Source organism: Actomonas spartinae (genome assembly GCF_051209155.1).
Classification (GTDB): Bacteria; Verrucomicrobiota; Verrucomicrobiia; order Opitutales; family Opitutaceae; genus Actomonas.
In genome coordinates this window covers 1,830,686-1,849,790 of record NZ_JBPJGB010000001.1, presented here as the reverse complement: position 1 = coordinate 1,849,790, position 19,105 = coordinate 1,830,686, and the positions used below count along the sequence as shown (strand labels likewise).

The 19,105-nt window shown below is 64.9% G+C and carries 11 protein-coding genes; 5 read left to right on the top strand and 6 right to left on the bottom strand.

Going from position 1 to position 19,105, the window contains the following annotated elements; translation table 11 throughout:
• Positions 1-42: 42 nt before the first annotated feature.
• The 3 genes from AC0MRV_RS07510 to AC0MRV_RS07500 all read right to left on the bottom strand — a co-directional run bounded on the left by AC0MRV_RS07510 (position 43) and on the right by AC0MRV_RS07500 (position 5,674).
• On the bottom strand, positions 43-3,570 hold the full coding sequence (locus AC0MRV_RS07510) for a PVC-type heme-binding CxxCH protein (protein WP_472763826.1): 3,528 nt from the start codon (positions 3,568-3,570) through the stop codon (positions 43-45).
• Between the two features lie 85 nt (positions 3,571-3,655).
• A complete protein-coding gene (locus AC0MRV_RS07505) occupies positions 3,656-4,783 on the bottom strand; it encodes a Gfo/Idh/MocA family protein (protein ID WP_472763825.1) in 1,128 nt (375 codons plus the stop codon).
• A gap of 12 nt (positions 4,784-4,795) precedes the next feature.
• Positions 4,796-5,674: a sugar phosphate isomerase/epimerase family protein gene (locus tag AC0MRV_RS07500; protein WP_472763824.1), complete on the bottom strand. Its 879-nt coding sequence runs from the start codon at positions 5,672-5,674 to the stop codon at positions 4,796-4,798.
• A gap of 155 nt (positions 5,675-5,829) precedes the next feature.
• On the opposite strand from AC0MRV_RS07500, the gene AC0MRV_RS07495 reads away from it, so the two are divergent.
• Entirely contained in the window at positions 5,830-6,555 is a 726-nt protein-coding gene (locus tag AC0MRV_RS07495) for a helix-turn-helix domain-containing protein (RefSeq protein WP_472763823.1), read from the top strand.
• Positions 6,556-7,230: 675 nt separating this feature from the next.
• Here the strand turns inward: AC0MRV_RS07495 and AC0MRV_RS07490 are convergent.
• A complete protein-coding gene (locus AC0MRV_RS07490) occupies positions 7,231-9,504 on the bottom strand; it encodes a glycoside hydrolase family protein (RefSeq protein ID WP_472763822.1) in 2,274 nt (757 codons plus the stop codon).
• A 203-nt stretch (positions 9,505-9,707) separates the two neighbouring features.
• Here AC0MRV_RS07490 and AC0MRV_RS07485 point away from each other — a divergent pair, with 203 nt between their 5' ends.
• Both AC0MRV_RS07485 and AC0MRV_RS07480 read left to right on the top strand, forming a co-directional pair.
• On the top strand, positions 9,708-11,264 hold the full coding sequence (locus AC0MRV_RS07485; RefSeq protein ID WP_472763821.1) for a carboxylesterase/lipase family protein: 1,557 nt from the start codon (positions 9,708-9,710) through the stop codon (positions 11,262-11,264).
• 222 nt (positions 11,265-11,486) lie between these two features.
• Positions 11,487-12,629 (top strand): alpha/beta hydrolase-fold protein, encoded by a 1,143-nt coding sequence (locus AC0MRV_RS07480; protein WP_472763820.1) that lies wholly within the window; start codon positions 11,487-11,489, stop codon positions 12,627-12,629.
• A gap of 151 nt (positions 12,630-12,780) precedes the next feature.
• Here AC0MRV_RS07480 and AC0MRV_RS07475 read toward each other — a convergent pair whose 3' ends face one another.
• The gene (locus AC0MRV_RS07475) at positions 12,781-14,622 is read right to left on the bottom strand and encodes an Ig-like domain-containing protein (RefSeq protein WP_472763819.1); all 1,842 of its coding nucleotides are present in this window, start codon (positions 14,620-14,622) and stop codon (positions 12,781-12,783) included.
• A 126-nt stretch (positions 14,623-14,748) separates the two neighbouring features.
• Between AC0MRV_RS07475 and AC0MRV_RS07470 the strand changes: the two genes are divergently transcribed.
• Positions 14,749-15,897, top strand: coding sequence for an alpha/beta hydrolase-fold protein (locus AC0MRV_RS07470; RefSeq protein WP_472763818.1), 1,149 nt, complete (start codon positions 14,749-14,751; stop codon positions 15,895-15,897).
• A 16-nt stretch (positions 15,898-15,913) separates the two neighbouring features.
• Here the strand turns inward: AC0MRV_RS07470 and AC0MRV_RS07465 are convergent, their stop codons facing one another.
• A complete protein-coding gene (locus tag AC0MRV_RS07465; RefSeq protein ID WP_472763817.1) occupies positions 15,914-16,891 on the bottom strand; it encodes an NAD(P)-dependent alcohol dehydrogenase in 978 nt (325 codons plus the stop codon).
• Positions 16,892-17,155: 264 nt separating this feature from the next.
• Here AC0MRV_RS07465 and AC0MRV_RS07460 point away from each other — a divergent pair, with 264 nt between their 5' ends.
• Positions 17,156-19,093: an alpha-L-arabinofuranosidase C-terminal domain-containing protein gene (locus tag AC0MRV_RS07460; RefSeq protein WP_472763816.1), complete on the top strand. Its 1,938-nt coding sequence runs from the start codon at positions 17,156-17,158 to the stop codon at positions 19,091-19,093.
• Positions 19,094-19,105: the final 12 nt, after the last annotated feature.

Genomic DNA, 19,105 nt, shown 5'->3' with positions numbered 1-19,105 from the left:
GTAGCGGGGTTGGGGGTCGGGTGGGGTTGAGTCAGGACGACGTCACTGCTTCGTATTGAAGGTTTGGATATACGCGATGAGGTCGCGCATGGCCTGTTCGGTCGGCACGGTCTTGGCCATCGCCGCCATCTGCGCGCCGGTGACGTCACGCGGGTCGGAGCCGCGCACGCCGTCGTGGAAGAGCTTCAGGTGAGTGAGCAGATACCAGTCCTGCTTGCCGGTGAGTTTGGGCGCGTTGAGCTCGCGGTTGCCCGCGCCGTCCGGACCGTGGCAGGTCGCGCAGACCGCGTAGAGCGCCTGGCCGGCGGCGGGGTTGCCGACCACGGTGGATTCGGGTTGCACCGGGTCCAACGACGTGAGGTAGGCCGCGAGGCTCGACATGACAAAGGTCTCGCTGCGACTTTGCGCGTCGAGGAACTCCAGCGCGCTGCGCATGGCGATGCCATTGGCGTTTTTGAAGTGCGTGCCACGCAGCCCGGCGCGGAACTTCTGCAACTGGGTCTGCACATACCAGCTTTCCATGCCGCGCAGGGCGGGCGCGCCGACGCTGCGATCGCCGCGGGCTTCCGAGCCGTGACAGGCCACGCAGTTCTGCTGGAAAACGCGTTCGCCCAGCCCGAGCCAGGCGCGTTCGGAGATTTCCGGCGTGAAGGTGTTGGCCTGCAGGAACTCGGCATAGGCCGCTTCGTCGATGTTGGCGTAGTGGAGATCGAGACCACCGGCGCGCAACCGCAGGCGCATCTGCGTATCGCCGTCGAGACGATCGACGAGACGCTGCACCAACGCCACCTCGTCAGCGGTCGGCTCGTGCAGCTTGGTCTTCCACGCGTCGAGCAACGCGATCGCTATCGGCTGCAGCGAGGTGACGGGCAACCCGGACCAGTCGCCGAGCGCGGCGGCCACGTCGCCGTCGACGTTTTCGAAGTAGCGTTTGGCCACGAGGTAGTCGGGCGACTCCTCGACCTTGGCATAGAGCTCAAACACCGTCTTCGCGGCGGGCTCCGGGTGGCTCAGCAACGCGGCCATGTAGGGCGCCTCGTTATCGAGCACAGCGTGGGCGAAGGCGCGCGCCAGGTAGGGATCGGCGGGAAAGGTCGCGCGGCGGCTGAAGAGCGCCTGCGCGTTGGCTTCGCTGGCGGGCAGCAGGCCCAGCGCCAGCACGGCCTTGAGGCGGGTCTTTGCGTCGGGGTCGTCGAGCAGCGTCGCGGCGCGGGCAAGGTTGGCTTCCCCACCCGCTTCGGTCAGCGCCATGACGGCGTTCTTGCGCACCGCCGCGGACGCGTGGCCGAGCGCCGCCGCAACAGAGGCTTCGCCTTCGGCCGTGGTGACGGTGAAGGCGCCGAGCCCCTGCAACGTCCAGATCGCGTGAATCACGCGCGGGTTCAGGCCCAGGCCGTCAACGGCGGCATCGGTCGCGACGATTTCGCGCAAGGCCGGGATGGCGTCGCGGCGCTGCTCGCGCACCAGTTTGCGCTGGGCGGTCATGCGCCAGAACATGTTGTCGTTACCGAAGGCCGCGATGAGCTCGGCCGTCGAGGCGTGGGACAGATCGAGCTGGGTGGAGAGTTTCCCGTTCTTCGCAACCAGGCGGTAGATGCGACCGTGCTGACGATCGCGCAGCGGATTCTCGTGCGCGTTGCCCGCGCCCATCCGGCCCTCGAAGCCGGCCGAGTTGAGCGAAGGCCGCGGGTTGTGCTGGATGATGAAGTTATACCAGTCAGCCACCCACAGCGCGCCGTCGGGACCGACCTCGGCAAAGACCGGCGAAAACCACTCGTCGTTCGACGTGATGATCGCGCCGCGGTTTTGCGCGACGTAGGTCGTGCCGTCCTCCTTCAGGAAGAACTGTCCCAGCAGGTGACCGGTCGGGCCGCCGATGAAGGCGGACTGATTCCAGAAGCGCTCCGGAAAGGAACGCGCGGTGTAGAGGTTGAAACCCGCGCCGGCCGTGTAGCGGCCAAACCAATCGACCTGCAGGAACTTGTCGGTCGACGGGAAGAACTGCGAGAAGTCGTCGATCTTCGCGGCGAGCTGCGGCGGCAAGGCGGTATGGCGATCGTAGGTGAAACGGCGCCACAACGGCACGTGGAAGGCCGGCGCGTTGTTGGCCGTGGACCCGAAGATCTCGAAGTCCTCACTCATGCCGAGGCCCCAGGTGTTGTTGCTGAACATGCCGACCGGCTCAACGACGCCGGAGTTCGGATCCATGCGGAAGACGCCTTGGCCGAACTCGCCTTGGGTCGACTTCTTCGCGTCCGAGTAACCGACCGCGCCCCAGATCTTGTTGTCGAAACCATAGCGCAGGCTCGACGGACCGGCGTGGGTATCCTCGACGCCCCAGTCCTGGTTGATGGCGTAACGCACATCGGCGACGTCGTCGCCATCGGTGTCCTTCAAAAAGAGAAACTGCGGGGCCTGCGCCACGATCCAACCGCCGTCGATCGGCGTAAGGCTGGTCGGGATGTTGAGGCCGTCGGCGAACACGGTGGACTTGTCGGCGCGGCCGTCGCCGTCGGTGTCCTCGAGGATGAGGATGCGGTCGTCGCCCTGTTGGTTCGGATTCACCTCGTTCGGATAATCGATCGTCTCGGCCACGAAGAGGCGGCCGCGCTCATCCCACGCGAAGGCGATGGGGTTTACGATCTGCGGTTCGGCGGCAAAGAGCTGCAGTTCGAAGCCGGCTTCGGCCATGGTGAGTTGCTGCGACTCCTCCGGCGAAAACGGCCGGGCGAACTCCGGCGCCGGATCCTGCTTGCGGTAATTCGGAATGGTGTCGGCCGGCTGGTAGGTGAGCTCCGGCAGCGTCTGCACCAGCGCGCGGTTGGCGGCGGCCTTGGCGTCGCCGGCGGCCCAGCGGATGCCGCGGATGAGCAGGTCGTGAAAGGCGGCCTGGCCCCAGGTGTCCATGTCGTGACCATAGGCCGTGTAAAACACGCGGCCCTGGCCGTGGGTGCGGGTCCAGGTCCACGGCTCCTCCTCGCGCGTCATCAACACGGTGCGATTCACCTCGTTGTGGTCGGCGTGCACGTAGGTTTCGTCGGTCGTCTCAAACTCCGACCAACCGTCCATGATCGGATGGTGCTCCTGCCCCGGCACGATGTGGGCGGTGAAGGCTTCCTTGCCGTGGCTCTTGAAGCGGGCGCCGACGAGGTCGACGTAAGGCTTCGATTTGGGGAAGCACGCACTGGCGCTGTGCACCGGCATGAAACCGCCGCCGTTCGCCACGAAGTCGAGCAGCGCTTTCTCCTGCTCCGGTTTGAGACCGTAATGGTTGGCGTAGATCAGCAGCACATCGGTCTGACCGAGGTCCTCGGGATTGAGCACCGCCGGATCCTCGACGTAGCGCATGCGGATCTTCTCCTTGCCCAGCGAACGGTTGAACACCGGCGCGAACACATGCGACAGGTGGTAACCTTTGCCCTCGCGTGCGCCGTGGCCGAGGAAGAGCAGATCAATCACACCATCGTCGTCGTTGGCGGCGCGCGCCGGCGCGAAGGCCAAGGCGAAAGCCACAACGAGCGGGGCCAAACGGCGCAGGAATTGGGCGGGGGCAAAGGGAGTCACAAACATGGGTTCAACGTGGTTGCGTCGCGCTTGGAGTCGCAAGGCGGCGACGGGGTTGGATCAGCTCACCGTTCATTGGAGCCGGCGGGGTTCAGCCGGCGTGGGGATCATCGAGCGTGAAGTCCGGCATGCGCTTCGGCACGCCGCCCTCCATCGCCGATTCGTGGGCGAGGATGCCGACGCAACTGATGTTGGCTGACTCCACCGCGTTGGGGTAGGGATTCGATTTGTCGAGCACCGCCTTGATGAAGTTGTCCACCAGGTGCGGGTGCGAGCCGCCGTGGCCGGCGCCTTGGGTGAAGGAGAGGTGCTGGTTCTCGTCGGAGTCGTAAACCCCGCGGCCAGTGAAGTGCCGAATCGGCTCGGGCAACAGGTGCGCGTAGTCCGGCACCGGCACGCGTTCGGGGATCTCCGGCTCGGGTTTGCCGAGGGTGTGGATGACCGGCTCCTCGCCTTCGATGAGCGGCCACTCGTAGGATTTTTTCGACCCGTAGACATCAAAACTCTCGCGATACTGCCGGGCGGTTTCGAAGAGCGAACGGTAGATGCGCGCCGCGACGTCGGAGTCCTTCATCTGAATGTGGCAGGACTCGATCGCGAAGGGTGAACCGTAGACCTTGGCCTGCGATTCGTTGATGCGACCCGAACCCACACAGGTGACCTGCTCGGCGAGCTTGCGTTCGAGGCCGAGCACCGGACCGACGCAGTGGGTCGCGTAATGCATCGGCGGCAGGCCGTCCCAGTAACCCGGCCAGCCGGCCATGTCCTGCTGGTGCGAGGCCTGCAGGAACTGCACGCGGCCCAACTCCCCCTTGTCGTAGAGCTCCTTCACGAAGAGGAACTCCCGACTGTAGACCACCGTTTCCATCATCATGTAGATCAGGCCGGTTTTCTTGGTCAGCTCCACGATGCGACGGCAGTCCTCGACCGACGTCGCCATGGGCACCGTGCAGGCCACGTGCTTGCCGGCCTCAAGCGCCTTGATCGACTGCGGGCCGTGGTCGGGAATGGGGGTGTTGATGTGGACCACATCGACGGCCGGATCGGCCAGCACCTCGTCAAAGGAGGTGTAGCGCTTTTCCACGCCAAACTTGTCGCCAATCTCCTTCAGCTTGTCGGGATTGCGCTGGCAGATGGCATACATGTTGGCCCGCGGATGGGCCTGGTAGATGGGAATGAATTCGGCACCGAAGCCGAGACCGATGATGGCAACGTTCATGGGGTGTATTCGTTATTTGGATTCGTCGGCCACACCGGCTTCGCCGCCGGCCTGCCATTGTTGGAGAAAACGCAGTCCCCGCTCCGCAAACGCGTCCTGCGACGGCGCGAAGCGGCGCCAGATGCAGACGGCCGCCGCGAGGCCGGAACTGTCGGGGGAAAAACTCTCGATCGAGAGCCGGCCGTCGTAGCCGATGCGGCGCAGGCCCTCGCGCAGCCCCGCCCAGTCGCTGTTGCCGTCGCCCGGCACGCCGCGGTGGCTGTCCGAAACCTGCAGGTGCAGCAGGCGATCGCCCGCCGCCTCGATCGCGGCACAGAAATCGACCTCCTCGATGTTCATGTGAAAGCTGTCGAGCGACAGGCCCACGTGCGGGCTGTCGATGTCGGCCAACAACCGCAGCGCGCCGGCCGTCGTGTTGACCATGTCGGTCTCAAAGCGATTGAGCGGCTCGATGCCCAGACGCACGCCGTGCGCGGCCGCGATGCCAGCGACGTGGCGCAGGTTGCTCACGGAGCGTGCCCATTCCGCGGTGCGTTCGGCCTCGGTGGGCAGCCGGGCCTTGCCCACGGCCGCGTAGAGCGGACCGACCACCAGCGGACTCCCCCACTCCTGCGCCAAGCCGCAGCAGGCGGTCAGATAGGTCGTTGCCGCCGCGACGTTGGCCGGATCGGCGCTGGAGAGGTCGCGTTCGCCGGCCACCGCCGCGCAGACGATGGGCGTGAGGCCGGTGTCGCTCAGGGCGCTTTTGATGGCCGCGACATCGATCGTCGTCGGGTCTTCGACGGGGATTTCGACAAAATCGAATCCCATGGTTGCGATCTTTGAGAGCAGCGCGACATCGCTGCCGTCAAACGGAGAAGTCCAAAGCCAAGTGCTGGCACCGAATTGCATGGTTTCGGGGTCGGGGGTAAGGGGTTGGGGTTGCGCCGAGCACAGCGGTCGGGCGGGGAAACGACAGACGCCGCGCGGGCAGGCTCCCAATGTAGCCGAGAAAGCGGTTCTCCAGCTTGTATCGACTGGGTTAATAATTGTATTTTTTCGCCATCATGCCTCTCGCCACCTGGCTCGACCAACTCGATCCGCTCCGCTCGATCAACCAGCTCTTCGATCACATCCCGGACCTGATGTATTTCGTGAAAGACCGGGCGTCGCGCATCGTTACCGGCAACATCGAGTTTGCGCAGCATTGCGGCATGCGCACGCCGGAGGAGTTGGCGGGTCGCACCGACGAGGAGCTCTTCCCCGCTTACATGGCGCGCAAGTTCGCGGCCGACGACCGCACCGTGCTGGAGACCGGCGAACCCTTGCTCAACCTCATCGAACTCTTCCCCTCCCGCGAACGTCTGCCCGAATGGTTCATCACCCAGAAGCTGCCGCTCTTCGACCGGACCGGCGCGGTCTGCGGACTTTGCGGCACGGTGCAGAGTTATGAAAACCTGCTGAATATCTCGCAGGATCCGGTGCTCGATTTGGTGCAAAGCATCCGTGCCAACTACGCCCAGCCGCTGGCGGTGCCGGAGCTCGCCCGTAGCATCGGCCTGTCGCAACGCCAGCTCGAGCGACGCTTCCAGGCGACCTTTCGCATGAGCCCGCGTCAGTTCATCGTCCGTCTGCGCGTCTTGATCGCGAGCGACCGCCTGCGCCACAGCGACACGCCCATCACCGAGATCGCGCACGAGTGTGGTTTTTACGATCACAGCAGCTTCATCCGCCACTTCCGCAGCGTTTTCGAGACGAGCCCGCTGCACTACCGGAAGCTGTTTCAAGGGTGAGTTCGGTCGTTGGCGCGTGCGGCCCGGCTCGGTCTCAAACCGTGTTGAAGTCCACAAACCTCGCGGTCGAAAGGCGGCTTGCCGTTGCAGGTTCGCCTCGCTTCTTTGCGCCCCGCGGTTGACTGTTTTTCTGCGGCCAGCCGGCAAACCACGCTAAATCTTCTGCCGCCAGACTGCGCCATCTTGCTACAGCTCCACGCAAACATGATGCAACAATCAGCCCCGACAGGATATTTATCAGTTATCCCCCTGTTTCACAGGGCCTAAACAACGTTCGGCAAAATGCCACATGATCACCGGTATACATTTACCTTTGGGCGGCACTATCGGGCGGCCCGTGATCTATCGTTCGGATTTCGCGAGGACGAGGCGTTCCCATCCGGCACGGAATTCGAATTCCGCGAAGTGAAGTATAGCCATTACGACGGATGTTACGCTTACTGCTTTCGACCAGTTTCGACTTCCGAGGTGAGCGAGCTATGGGTGCACGAAGATACGTCCCCAAGCGAAGTCACTTCATGGTTTTCGACGACTCCATGACTCCTACTCCGAGAAACAAAGAGCCGAACCAGCCGGCGCAGACAAGGCCGACCAGTCGGCCTGTCTGACCTCAAGCGTTAGGGGGCCGGAAAGGGGTCATGTCGTTACTTGTCAACAAACGGCATGATCAGGCGCTCAGGGCACGCGGGTGCCTCCGCTCGTGAGCTCGGCGTAGAGCTGCGGGTCGCTGGCCTGCAGTTCCATGATGCCATGGAGGTGGTTGGCGGAGATCCACGGCAACCAGAAGCGGTGGCCGCTGCCGCCGCGGCCACTGCCGCCGGGACCGAAACGCCAGCCTTCCTGCTGCCAGCCAATGCCCTTCAGGTCGTATTGGCGGCCCGGGATCGCGACCATCGATTTGGTCGCATGCAGGAGAATCGCGGCGACGTCGCGGTAGTGGGTGTCTCCAGTCAGCCGATACAACTTGGCGTAGCTCGGCACCGCCCAGTCGAGGTATTCGTCCACGCTGCCGGCGTAGAGCGCGCTGATGCCCTGCGGGCCGATGGTGGAGACGCCGCGTTTGTAGTTGAGCTGCTCGTCGGTCGCGTCGACCGGCATGGGCAGGTTCCAGATCCACATCCAGGTTTCGGTGAAATCGGCCGCCATCCGCGCGCGCTCCAGCCACTGGGCCTCGCCGGTCGCCTCGTGCAGACCGAGGAAGGCTTCCATACTCAGCATACCCGCTTCCTTGTCGGTGATGTTGGGGTTGTCGCTGGCTCCGCCGATGTAGAGGCCGTGCCGGCCCCAGTTCTGCCACACGTAGTCGGCCGCCCGCGCGCCCGCCTCGCGGTAGCGGGCGTCACCGGTTTCCGCGCTCATCGCCACCAGCAAAGGCACGGGCGCGTAACTGGTCGTGCCGGTCGGTTCGGCCACTTCGCTGCTGCCGCGTTCCCAGCGGCGCGGAAACGAACCGTCGGGCCGCTGTTGTTCGACTAGCCAATCGGTGTAGGCCTTCACCCAGGCGAACCACTCGGGGTGATCCCGACCGAGGTCCTTTTCACGCCGATAGGTGTGCATCAGCACGCACATGTCTTCGGAGGCGTTGCGCAACCAGGGGGCCAGCCAGTGGTGATCCCACGGTTGGCCCGTCGCCAGGTCGTAGCCGGTGGCCTCCAGCGGCACGGTCGGCAGGGCCTCGATGAGCGAATGGATGATGCCAAACCCGATCTCGCGCATGCGCGCACCGCGCTCGGTCGGATCGGCCTCGGCCTCTCGCAGCAGCAGATCGGCGCACTCAAGATTTTTGCCCACAAAGCCCATCGCCACCATCGTCCAGTTCCATTGCAGCTTGTCGTTGAGGGTGCTCTTCACGAAGGGCATCCCGGTGCGGCCGTCGATCGTCGCCGCCTGCGCGGCGAGGTGGTCGATGAGGACGCGCTGCATCTGGACCACGTCGATGGCCTCGACTTCGGGTTGCAAGGTGGACCACGCCCAGCGCCAGGCGGCGCGAGTCATTGCCGGGAAGCCTTGTTCTTCGCCAAAACGGAAAGCCACGGTGTAGGCGTGCTCCACCTCGGGCTCGATCGGGTGGTAGCGCCGATACCAGATCGGCTCAGGCGCCGCATCGCCGTTGGATCGCGGATACCGCGCAACCGATCCGGGATAGCGGAAACCAAGCTCCACTGGCGCGCCTTCGGGCTGCCACGCTCCAAGCGCGCCGAAACGAAACCGTTCGTCGATCATCACCGCCTCGGCCAACCGCGTTTCATCCCACGTCGAGTCTCCGGCCGGATCCGGATCGAGCACGGCCACGGAACCGCCACCCGCAAAGCTCACCCCAAACACCGGCGCCGGCAGCAAATCTTCGCGCATGAGGAAGCGACGATGGGCGTAGTTGAGCGTGCCACCCGGCGAACGCTCCCCGTCGTAGGTCGGGTCACCATACAATGCCCCCGGCGCGAAGCACTGCACCTCCGCCCAGTCGACCTCCGGTGCGATCGCAAACTCCACCGCCGAACTGAAACCGCCGCGGCCGCCGCGGGTCACCGCAACGGCGCGTCGCACCGTCGCCACGTTTCCCTCGAGTCGCCACGTGTCGCGCACCTGAAATTCCGCGCCGTCGGCACGCACCGTGGCTTCCGCCACCACCTCTTCGCCCGTTGCGGTGACGCTCCCATAGGGGAGCCGCGTCACCGCCGGCTCCACGCTTCCCTCCCGGAACTGTTCCAATCGCACCGGGGTGGCAGACTCCAGGTTCGGCGCCGCCGGTCGGTCGACGAGAATCCTCCAGCCAAGGGAGTTTTGTTGTTCAAATCGAACGCTGCCTCCATCCGGCAAATCTCCCAAGGCCACAACCCGCGTCACTTGCGCGTGCCCGACACCTCCGGCGAGCGTGAAGCTCAGCAGGCTCATGCACAGCATGCGCCCGAATTTCGCCACGAACGAAAGCACGGGGGTCGGGGAAAACATGCCTGCCTCCTAGCGGGTCGCCCGCGCGAGCGCAACCGGTCTCCGCCGCACCGTTCATCCGGGACACGGTCCGTTCACCCAATCGACATCGCCGCGCGCCGCTCCAGTCGTTTGTATAAACGACAGACTCAGGCTAGCGCCTTGATGACCACCGCTGGGCGATCCAGCCTGTTTCGTCCCCCACCCCACAACCCCGCGTGTTGATGAAAAAACTCCTCCTCCCTCTCGCCGTGCTGTGCGCGGCTCAACTGAGTTTCGCCGCCGATCGTCCCGATCCGGTCCGCACCCAACAGGGACTCGTGCAAGGCACGACCGCCGATGGCCTCACCATCTACAAGGGTATCCCATTTGCCGCGCCGCCGGTGGGTGAACTGCGCTGGAAAGCACCGCAGCCCGCCGCCACCTGGGACGGGGTGAAGCAGACGACCGAATACGGTCCCGATCCCTTTCAGGGCGACGGCTCCGGCAACGTCAGCGAGGATTGCCTCTACCTCAACATCTGGACCCCCGCCACCTCCGCCGACGAGAAGTTGCCCGTCCTGGTTTGGATTTACGGCGGCGGCTTCGCCTTCGGTGGCAACGACAATCCCACCCACAATGGCGAACACCTCGCGCGCAAGGGCATCATCCTCGTCACCGTCAACTACCGCGTCGGCCCGCTCGGTTTCCTCGCCCACCCGGAGTTGAGCGCTGAGTCGCCACACGGCGTGTCCGGCAACTACGGCCTGCTCGACCAAATCGCCGGCCTGCAGTGGATTCAGGACAACATCGCCGCGTTTGGCGGCGACCCGGCCAAGGTCACCATCTTCGGCGAATCGGCCGGCGGCATCTCGGTGAGTATGCTCTGCGCCTCGCCCTTGGCCAAGGGCCTCTTCCGCGGCGCCATTTCGCAGAGCGGCGGCTCCTTCGGTCCGCACCGTGAGACCACCTACCCGGGCGAGAACATGCACCTGCTGGCCGACGCCGAACAGGCTGGCGTGGCCTTCGCCGCGCGGGCCGGCGCCAGCAGCCTCGCCGAGTTCCGGGCCATGGATCCCGGCAAGATTCCGCCCGGATTCGGCAGCGGAGCCAGCTGGCCGATCGTTGATGGCTACGTCATCCCCGGCGACCAATACACCCTCTACGAAGCCGGCGATTTCAACAACGTCGACATCCTCGTGGGCTACAACTCCGATGAAGGTCTGAGCTTCTCCCGCGAGACCGATCCGGCGGTCTTCACCGCCAACGTCGAAAAGCGCTACGGCCCCTATGCCGAGAAGCTGCTCGCCGCGTATCCACTCGATGGTGACCGCATCGGCAAGACCGCCCGCGATCTCATGCGCGACGCCGCCTTTGGCTGGCACACCTGGAGCTGGGCGCGCCTGCAGGCCCAACACGGCGGGGCCAACGTCTTCCTCTACTACTTCGACCAGCATCCCGAGCGCCCGCCCACCGGTCCGCAGGCCGACCACGGCATGCCCCACGGCGTCGATGTGCCCTACGTGTTCCAGACCCTGAATCGCGACGACGCCAACCTGACCGACGGCGACTGGGCGATCTCCGAAACCGTCGCCACCTACTGGACCAACTTCACCAAACACGGCAACCCCAACGGGCCAACCGTGCCGACCTGGCCCGAGTTCACCAACGAAGAGCCCAAGGCGATGTATTTTCATAACGAAGCCACGGTCGGCCCGGTCCCGAGCGAAGCCTCCCTCCACGTCCTCGATGACTACTACCGCTGGCGCCGCACCCCCGCAGGCGCCGAGTGGGCAAAATAGACGTTTTGTTTTACAGGAGCGAACAGAGGGCAACGGAGCCCACTGGATGAAGTTATTTCACAGAAGGTAACGAAGAGCACGAGGCCACTCCTCCGCCCTCCGTTTCAGTATCCCTTACGTCCTGCCTATTTCTTCGTTCCCTTCGTTTCCTTCTGTAAAAACAAACCACCCTGCCCCTCCGCTCTGTTTCACTCTGTTGCCTCCTGTAAAATCTGTCACCCCATGCGCGCTCTCCTCACCGCCACCCTGCTCGTTTCCTCGCTGTTTGCCGAACCCGCCGATTCCTGGCCGGCGTCTTCCAACGTGCCCGGCGCGGCCTATCCGCGCATCGACAGCGAGGGCCGCGGCATCTTCCGCATCAAAGCCCCGGACGCCCACCACGTGCAGGTCAATCTGCCGCAGGGTCACTTCGAGCTGACGCGCGAGGACGGCGACGAAGGGTTCTGGTCGGTCACCACCGAACCGCTCGAACCGGGCTTCCACTACTACGCCTTCCGCGTGGACGGCGCCATGGTGTTTGATACCGGCAGCCACGCCTTCTACGGCGCCGGCCGGCACGGCAGCGGCATCGAAGTGCCGGAGCCCGGCGTGGACTTCTATGAACGCCTCGACGTGCCGCACGGCGACGTGCGTTTCCGCGACTACTTCTCCGAAATCACCAACGAGTGGCGCCGCTGCCTCATCTACACCCCGCCGGGGTATGACGAGAACCCGGACGAGCGTTACCCGGTGCTCTACCTCCAGCACGGATCCTACGAGGACGAGACGAGCTGGTTCTTCCAAGGTCGCGCCAACCTCATCCTCGACAACCTCATCGCCGGTGATGAGGCCGTGCCGATGCTCATCGTGATGGACAACTGCTACGCGGCCTACCCCGACGCCGATCCGTCCGATCGCCGCAGCGCCACCGCCGCCTTTCCCGAGGTCGTCATCAAAGAACTCATTCCGATGATCGACCGCGATTTCCGCACCATCCCGGATCGCCATCACCGCGCCATGGCCGGACTCTCCATGGGCGGCAACATGACCTTCCGCGTCGTGGTGCCCAACCTCGATCACTTCGTCAACATCGGCTCCTTCAGTGGCACCATGAACGGCATCAGCGGCGACCCGCTCGACCACCGCACCTTTGCTGACGGCGCCTTCGCGGACGGTGACGCCTTCAACTCAAAAATGGATGTGCTCTGGATCGGCATGGGCACCAACGAACCCGACATCTTCCCCAAGGCGATCGGCGCCTTCCGCACCATGCTCGACGACGCCGGCATCGACTACGTTTACGTCGAGTCCCCCGGCACCCGCCACGAATGGCTGACCTGGCGCCGGGCCCTGCACGACTTCGCCCCGCGGCTTTTCCGGGAATAGGTCTTACAGGAGGGAACAGCGGGTAACGGAGCCGGTTGACTGAAGCTTTTTACAGCAGGGAACGAAGAGCACGAAGCCCCTCCACCGTCCTTCACTTTGTTTCCTTCGTTACCTCCTGCAAAACCCTCGGAGCGTTAAGTGAGTTCTTAACTCACTGGTGCTCTTCGTAGGTGATCTCAATCTGCGCGGCGAAGGCCTTTCGTTTGGCCTCACCTTGGAAACGAATGCTGTGCGTCAGTTCGTCGTAGACGTAACCGTCCACCGGGTCGGCGGGAATCTCCTCGCCATCGACGACGACGCGCAGACTGGGCACGTAGAGCGTCGCGCCGATTTCGACCGGGTCGAGCGCCACCGCCACCGTGTCGGCGATGCGGTCGCCGAGCGCGGCGAGGTCGGCGGAGAAGTCGCTCTCGATGTTGAGCACGCTGCCGCCGGTGAGTTCAGCGGCGCGCCGGTGCGACACGTTCCGCGGTGAAACGACGGCGTTCATCTCGATCTTTCCGCGCTGATTGCCCTTCACGATGATGAAGGGACGCAACACCCAGTAGTTGATGTAGCCGTCAAGCGTCTGCCGGTCGTCCGGATGCGTTGAATTGTAGTCCTGCAAGAGCTCGGGCAGCGTGCCGTCCTCGATCCACTTGGCCTCGCGCTCGCCTTTGCGATTTTCCTGCCAGGTGGCCATGCGCGTTTCCTCTTCATCCATGAAAAAGACCACGATGGTCGTGGCCTCGGGCCGGAGCAGCGCGTGCTGCCCGTTGTAGGCTCCGGCGACGAAGTTGTAGACGGCGGTGAAGGCGGTGCGGTTGCTGTCACCGTTGGTGCCAACCCGCACGAGTTCGGCAAACACGCTGTCGGGGGTTGCCGGCGTGATCCACGGCTGCCGCATCACCGGCAGCGTCACGAGGTTGCCGTTGCTGGCCACCCGTTTGGTGGTCGTTTTGGGCTCCCCTTTGCGGTCGAGCACCGGCTCGCCGGCGGCGTCGAGTTCGGTGCCGCGCACGCGCTTGTAGGGGCGTTGACTGGTGGTGACAAAGTCGGTGGTCAGCACGCCGATGCGGTAATCGAGCTGCTTCTCGTCAAAGAGCTGGCGGAAACGGCGCAGGTTGTCGGCGATACGGCTCTGGTGCGGCGCCATCGACGGCGAGTTGTTGATCACGAAGACGAGATCCACTTCGCGACTGGCGGAACGATCCGCTACTTTGCGCTTGGGCAGGCGAATCGGCTCCACACTCACCGACACGACGTTCTCCACGCCGAGCGCGGGGTTGTTCTCGTCGATCGTGTAGTAGGTGAAACGATCCTGACCGATGAAGTTGGGGGCCGGCGCGTAAGTCAGCTCGCCCGTGGCGCGGTCGAGCCGCGCGGTCCCGTGCTGGGGCCGATCGGCTTCGTCGATCACGAAGGCGATCTGCGGATTTTCAATCTCGAGCCGATCCGCTTCCGCCATGAAATCCGCGTGGCTCGGCAAGGTGGCGTTCACCGCGAGGTTGGGTCGCGTCTGGAGACTGACCGGCACCGCCGGGAGATCGTAGGCGCGCTCGGCACTCACTTCGAGTTCGTCCATTTCGATCGGCGGCGGAGGCACCACGTCGATCAACACCCGATTCCGAAACACCAGGCCGGTGGTGCGATTCAGCACTTCATAGGTAAAGGTGTCTGTGCCCTCAAACTCGTCGACCGGTCGGTAGGCGAAGTAGCCGAGGCGGGCCGTCTTGTTGGCGAACACATCTTCGTCGGCGCCGCCAGCCAACCCGACCTGCCCGCTCAGCGGTTCGGTCGTAATCGTGAACACGAGGTCGTCCGCCATCTGATTGCTCCGAATAGCCGATGCGACCGTGAGTTGCCCGGCCACCCCCTCACCGTCCGCCACCAGAAATTGGTTGAGCGTCACATCCGTGATCGGCGCGGTTTCCGCCGTCGGACTCTGCGCCGGAAGCAGCGGCAAGGCCGCCGTCCACATCACCGCGGCAAGCAAGGTTCGGGAGAAATTCATCTTCATGGCTGGAATGCAGATTCTATGGATGCCGAAAAACGACAACAGGTTCCGCGCAGCGTTTTTTCGTTTCCCCCCACCGGAACCGCCGCCCACGGTAAACCTCCGCCCCGTATCCCCTTTGCCATGAAAACCTCGCTTCGCCCCACCCTGCTCGCTCTCACCTTCGCTCTCGCCAGCGCGCTCCCGACCTCCGTGGACGCGGCCACCCCGGCCCCTTCCAACGTGCCGGGGGCCGACTACCCGCAACTCGACGCCGAGGGTCGCGGCACCTTCCGCCTCGAAGCGCCGCAAGCCACCGCCGTGAAGGTCAACCTGCCCCAGGGCAGCTTCGATCTCACCCGGGACGAGGAGGGCGTCTGGATGGTCACCACCCCGCCCCTCGAGCCGGGTTTCCACTACTACGCGTTTGAGGTCGATGGCCTCATGGTGTTCGACCGCGGCAGTCGCGCCTTCTACGGCGCCAGCCGGCATGGCAGCGGCATCGAGGTGCCCGAACCCGGCGTCGATTTCTACGCCGTGCAGGATGTGCCGCACGGCGACCTCCGACGGGAGCGTTACCACTCTTCCGCAACCGATTCCTGGCGCGAGTTGATCGTCTATACGCCGCCCGGATATGACACTTCGACCGACCGTTACCCGGTCCTCTACCTCCAGCACGGCGGCGGCGAGGACGAGACCGGCTGGGCCAACCAAGGCAAAACCGATCTCATTCTCGACAACCTCATCGCCGCCCAAGAGGCCGTGCCGATGCTCGTCGTGATCGCCAACGGCAACCTGCCGCGCCCTGCCGATGCTCCGCCCGGCTACAGCCGCGCCGGCATGGTTAATTTCGCGGCCGAGATGCTCGAAGTCATCGTGCCCTTCATCGATGGTCACTACCGCACGCAACCCGACGCCGCGCACCGCGCGCTGGCCGGTCTTTCCATGGGCGGTGGCCAATCCTTTATCGTCGGCCTCGCCCACCCCGAAACCTTTGGCTCCGTCGCCTCCTTCAGCACGGGCCTCTTCGGCGGGATTCGGCAGAGCGGTCCGTTTGAGGTTGAGGCCTACGTCCCCGGCTTGCTCGACGACGTCGCCGCCACCAACGCCGCCTTTGACCTCTTCTACCTCTCCTGTGGCGAGCAGGATGGCCGCATCGAACACACCCGCGCCGTGGTCGAATCGTTGCGAGCCGCCGGCCTTGAGGTCGCGTTCAACAGCTTCCCCGGTGGCCACGAATGGCAGGTGTGGCGCAAGTCCCTCCACGACCTCGCCTCCCGTTTGTTTCGCTAGGGCGGCGTGCCGCCCATCAGGGCACCAATACGACGGAGCCCAGCCGCTCTTCGGTCTCGACCAGCCGGTGCGCTTCGGCGACCTCGTCCAAGCCGAGCGTGCGATCCACGATCGGCGCGAGCGTGCCGTCCGCCAACATCGCGGCAATCGTATCCAGCTCGGCCTGAGTTTCTCCGGCAAACGCGATGTGAGCGCGTTTGCCATCCGGCGCTTTGCCGAACCCGGCCCGCAGCATGTCGGGGAAACGCGGGTTGCCCAACAACACCCGCCCGCCCGGTTTCGCGAGCCCGAGGGCGTCGGCCAAGGTCACGGCCACCGGCATGCTGAATACCACATCGTAACGGGCGCCATCCGCGCCGGGCGCCGTTTGCGTGTAGTCGATGAAATGGTCCGCGCCCGCCTGCCGGACAAGGGGCGCCTTGGCGGACTTGTCCACCGCCGTGACCACGGCACTACGCGACTTCGCGATCTGGATCGCCAGCAAACCGATGCTGCCGCCCGCGCCGATGATGAGCAGGTGATCCCCCGCCTTCACCGTGCCGAGGTTCAGAAAATGCAGCGCGTTCAAACCGCCCAACAAGGCCGCCGCCGCCGGCGCGAAATCCACGGCGTTCGGTAGTTTCGCGATCGTATAGTTTTCCGGATACACCGCGTATTCGGCGTAAGCGCCCATGCGCAGCTTGGCGCAGCCCAACACCCGATCCCCCGGCGCGAATCGCGTCACCGCCTCACCGCAAGCCTCCACCTCGCCGGCCCAATACCCCCCCAGCACCCGATGCGACCGGCGCGGACCGCGCACGCCCCAAGCCAGTCGCAACGCCCAGGCAAACCACTTGACCGGAAAACGCATGCTGCGCAGTTCGCAGTCGCCCTTCGTCGCTTCCACCGCACGGATGCGCACCAGGACCTCGTTGGCCTTCGGCTCCGGCCGGGGCAGCTCGGTGACCTGTAATACATCCGGCGGACCGTAACGCTCGTAAACCAAGGCTCGCATGGAACCTAGCTTCGACCGCGCCTCCCGCTTACCTCAACCCCGGAAATGAGGCAACGCATCCCCCACTCGATTCTCCCCGGGATCGTGCGCCGCCCGGCTTGGTGTCCGCCGGTGCGGCGGAGCGCGTGTCGTTCGCGGACTCAAAAACGCCACCCACACAGTGCAGGTGACAGAAACTTGGGCTATATAACCGTTTGGCCCGTCGAACGGCTGACACTCCCCCGCCCCCACGCAGGCTTTTAACGCCCCCAACCCCTGAGTTTCATGCGCGCTCTCGTTTGCCCCCGTTTTCGCCCCCTTGCCCTCTGCGGCAGCCTGATTCTTGCCGGGATCACCCTCCGCGCTGAATCCGTCGACTACACGGTCCACGTCGACCGCACGACCGCCACCGTGAGCGAAGGCATCTACGGGCAGTTCCTCGAACACATCTTCAACTCGGTGCACGGCGGCCTGTGGGGGGACCAGATTCTCAACGGCATGCTCGAGGACGCGCCGCCCTCGCCCTGGGCGCGGGCCGAGGAAAAGGCGGCCGCCGAATCCGCTGCCCCCACCCCGCTCAACTGGGAACTGCTCAACGGCGCCACGCTCGACGGTGACACGCCGCTCAACGCCAAATTCGCCGCCCTCCTGCCCGCCTCCGGTGCCGCCCTGCGCCAGAGTCACCTCGACCTCAAAGCGGGCGAGACCTACACGCTCGGCCTCTACCTGCGCGGCGAAGGCGACGTCGAGGTGTTGATCGAAGCCGATGGCCTCACCCCGATCAGCGAAACGGTCAAAGCCCCGGGCAAAGACCGCCAGGGCAATGCCGATTGGCGTCAACGTCTCGTCAAGTTCACCGCCCCGTCCGCCACCTCGGAGGCGACCCTCACCCTGCGCTCCGCCTCCACCGAGCCGCTGCGGGTCGAGCAGGTTTCGTTGTTCTCCGCCTCCGCCCTCGCCACCGGCGGCTACCGACCCGACTTGCTCAAAGCCGTCGCCGACCTTCGCCCCATGTCCATGCGCTGGCCCGGCGGGTCCTTCGTGAGCTTCTATAACTGGCAGGACGCCATTGGTCCGCGCGAGCGTCGCAGCCCGCACCCCATCGTGCAGTGGGACGACCGCGACACCTACCAGTTTGGCACCGACGAATTCATCCAGTTCTGCGAGCTCGTCGGCGCCGAACCCATCCTCGTGCTCAACACCCGCCGCGGCGTCGAAGACGCCCTCGACTGGCTCGAGTATTGCCTGGGCGACACCACCACCGAGTGGGGTGCCCGCCGCGCCGCCAACGGGCATCCCGAACCCTACGAGCTCAAGACCCTCGAGATCGACAACGAGACCTGGCGTATGGGCTTCGAGCGCTACCGCGATGTCGTCATCGAATTCTGCACCGCCATCCGCGCCCGCTACCCCGAGTTGAAACTCTCCGTTGTCGGCAGCTACGGCTACGAAACCCCGCGCGGCCAGGGCTGGGAGGTGGATTGGGACCCGCGCCTGATCGCGCAGGCCGGCACCACCTTTGACCTGCTCTCGCCCCACTACTACAACGGCATCTTCGTCGCCGACGATTACGCCGAGGATCCCTACCGCTACGAGGATTACCTCGCCACCCGGGCCGACCTCATCCGCCAATCGGACAACCCGGACATGAAGATCTACGTGTCCGAGTGGAACCTCACCGTGCACGAGCGCGGCAACGACTGGCGCATGGGGCTCTATGCCGGCGGACTGCTCAACGGCTTCGAACGCCAGGCCGACATCGTCACAATGTCCTGCCCCGCGCTTTTCATGCGCCGTCTCGGGGTGACCACCCAATGGGACAACGCCCTCATCAACTTCGACCAGACCACGTGGTATCCAGGCAGCACCTACGTCGTGATGAAGCTCTGGCGCGACGCCTACGCACCCCACCTGCTGGCCGTCGACGGCCCGACGCATCCGCTCAACTTCGTGGCCACCCGCAGCGCCGATGGACTCACCACCATCCTCAAGGCCGTGAATCCGACCGAGCAGCCCATCATCGCCAACATTCAACTCGAGGGTGGCGTGCTCCCCGCCCAAGCCGACGTGCAAGTCGTCGCGCCCGGCTCTCTCGACGCCCGCAACTCGCTCGCGGAACCCCGCGCCATCACCGCGGTCCCCGGCACCGCCAAGCTCGCCGGCCGCACCGTCACCTTCACCCTGCCCGCTCTCTCCGCCGCCGTCGTGAAGCTCACGCCCTGAGTGGCGCGAACA

Coding starts and splice junctions, on each gene's coding strand:
- AC0MRV_RS07510 (WP_472763826.1), bottom strand. CDS start 3,570: ATGTTTGTGACTCCCTTTGCCCCCGCCCAATTCCTGCGCCGTTTGGCC.
- AC0MRV_RS07505 (WP_472763825.1), bottom strand. CDS start 4,783: ATGAACGTTGCCATCATCGGTCTCGGCTTCGGTGCCGAATTCATTCCC.
- AC0MRV_RS07500 (WP_472763824.1), bottom strand. CDS start 5,674: ATGCAATTCGGTGCCAGCACTTGGCTTTGGACTTCTCCGTTTGACGGC.
- AC0MRV_RS07495 (WP_472763823.1), top strand. CDS start 5,830: ATGCCTCTCGCCACCTGGCTCGACCAACTCGATCCGCTCCGCTCGATC.
- AC0MRV_RS07490 (WP_472763822.1), bottom strand. CDS start 9,504: ATGTTTTCCCCGACCCCCGTGCTTTCGTTCGTGGCGAAATTCGGGCGC.
- AC0MRV_RS07485 (WP_472763821.1), top strand. CDS start 9,708: ATGAAAAAACTCCTCCTCCCTCTCGCCGTGCTGTGCGCGGCTCAACTG.
- AC0MRV_RS07480 (WP_472763820.1), top strand. CDS start 11,487: ATGCGCGCTCTCCTCACCGCCACCCTGCTCGTTTCCTCGCTGTTTGCC.
- AC0MRV_RS07475 (WP_472763819.1), bottom strand. CDS start 14,622: ATGAATTTCTCCCGAACCTTGCTTGCCGCGGTGATGTGGACGGCGGCC.
- AC0MRV_RS07470 (WP_472763818.1), top strand. CDS start 14,749: ATGAAAACCTCGCTTCGCCCCACCCTGCTCGCTCTCACCTTCGCTCTC.
- AC0MRV_RS07465 (WP_472763817.1), bottom strand. CDS start 16,891: ATGCGAGCCTTGGTTTACGAGCGTTACGGTCCGCCGGATGTATTACAG.
- AC0MRV_RS07460 (WP_472763816.1), top strand. CDS start 17,156: ATGCGCGCTCTCGTTTGCCCCCGTTTTCGCCCCCTTGCCCTCTGCGGC.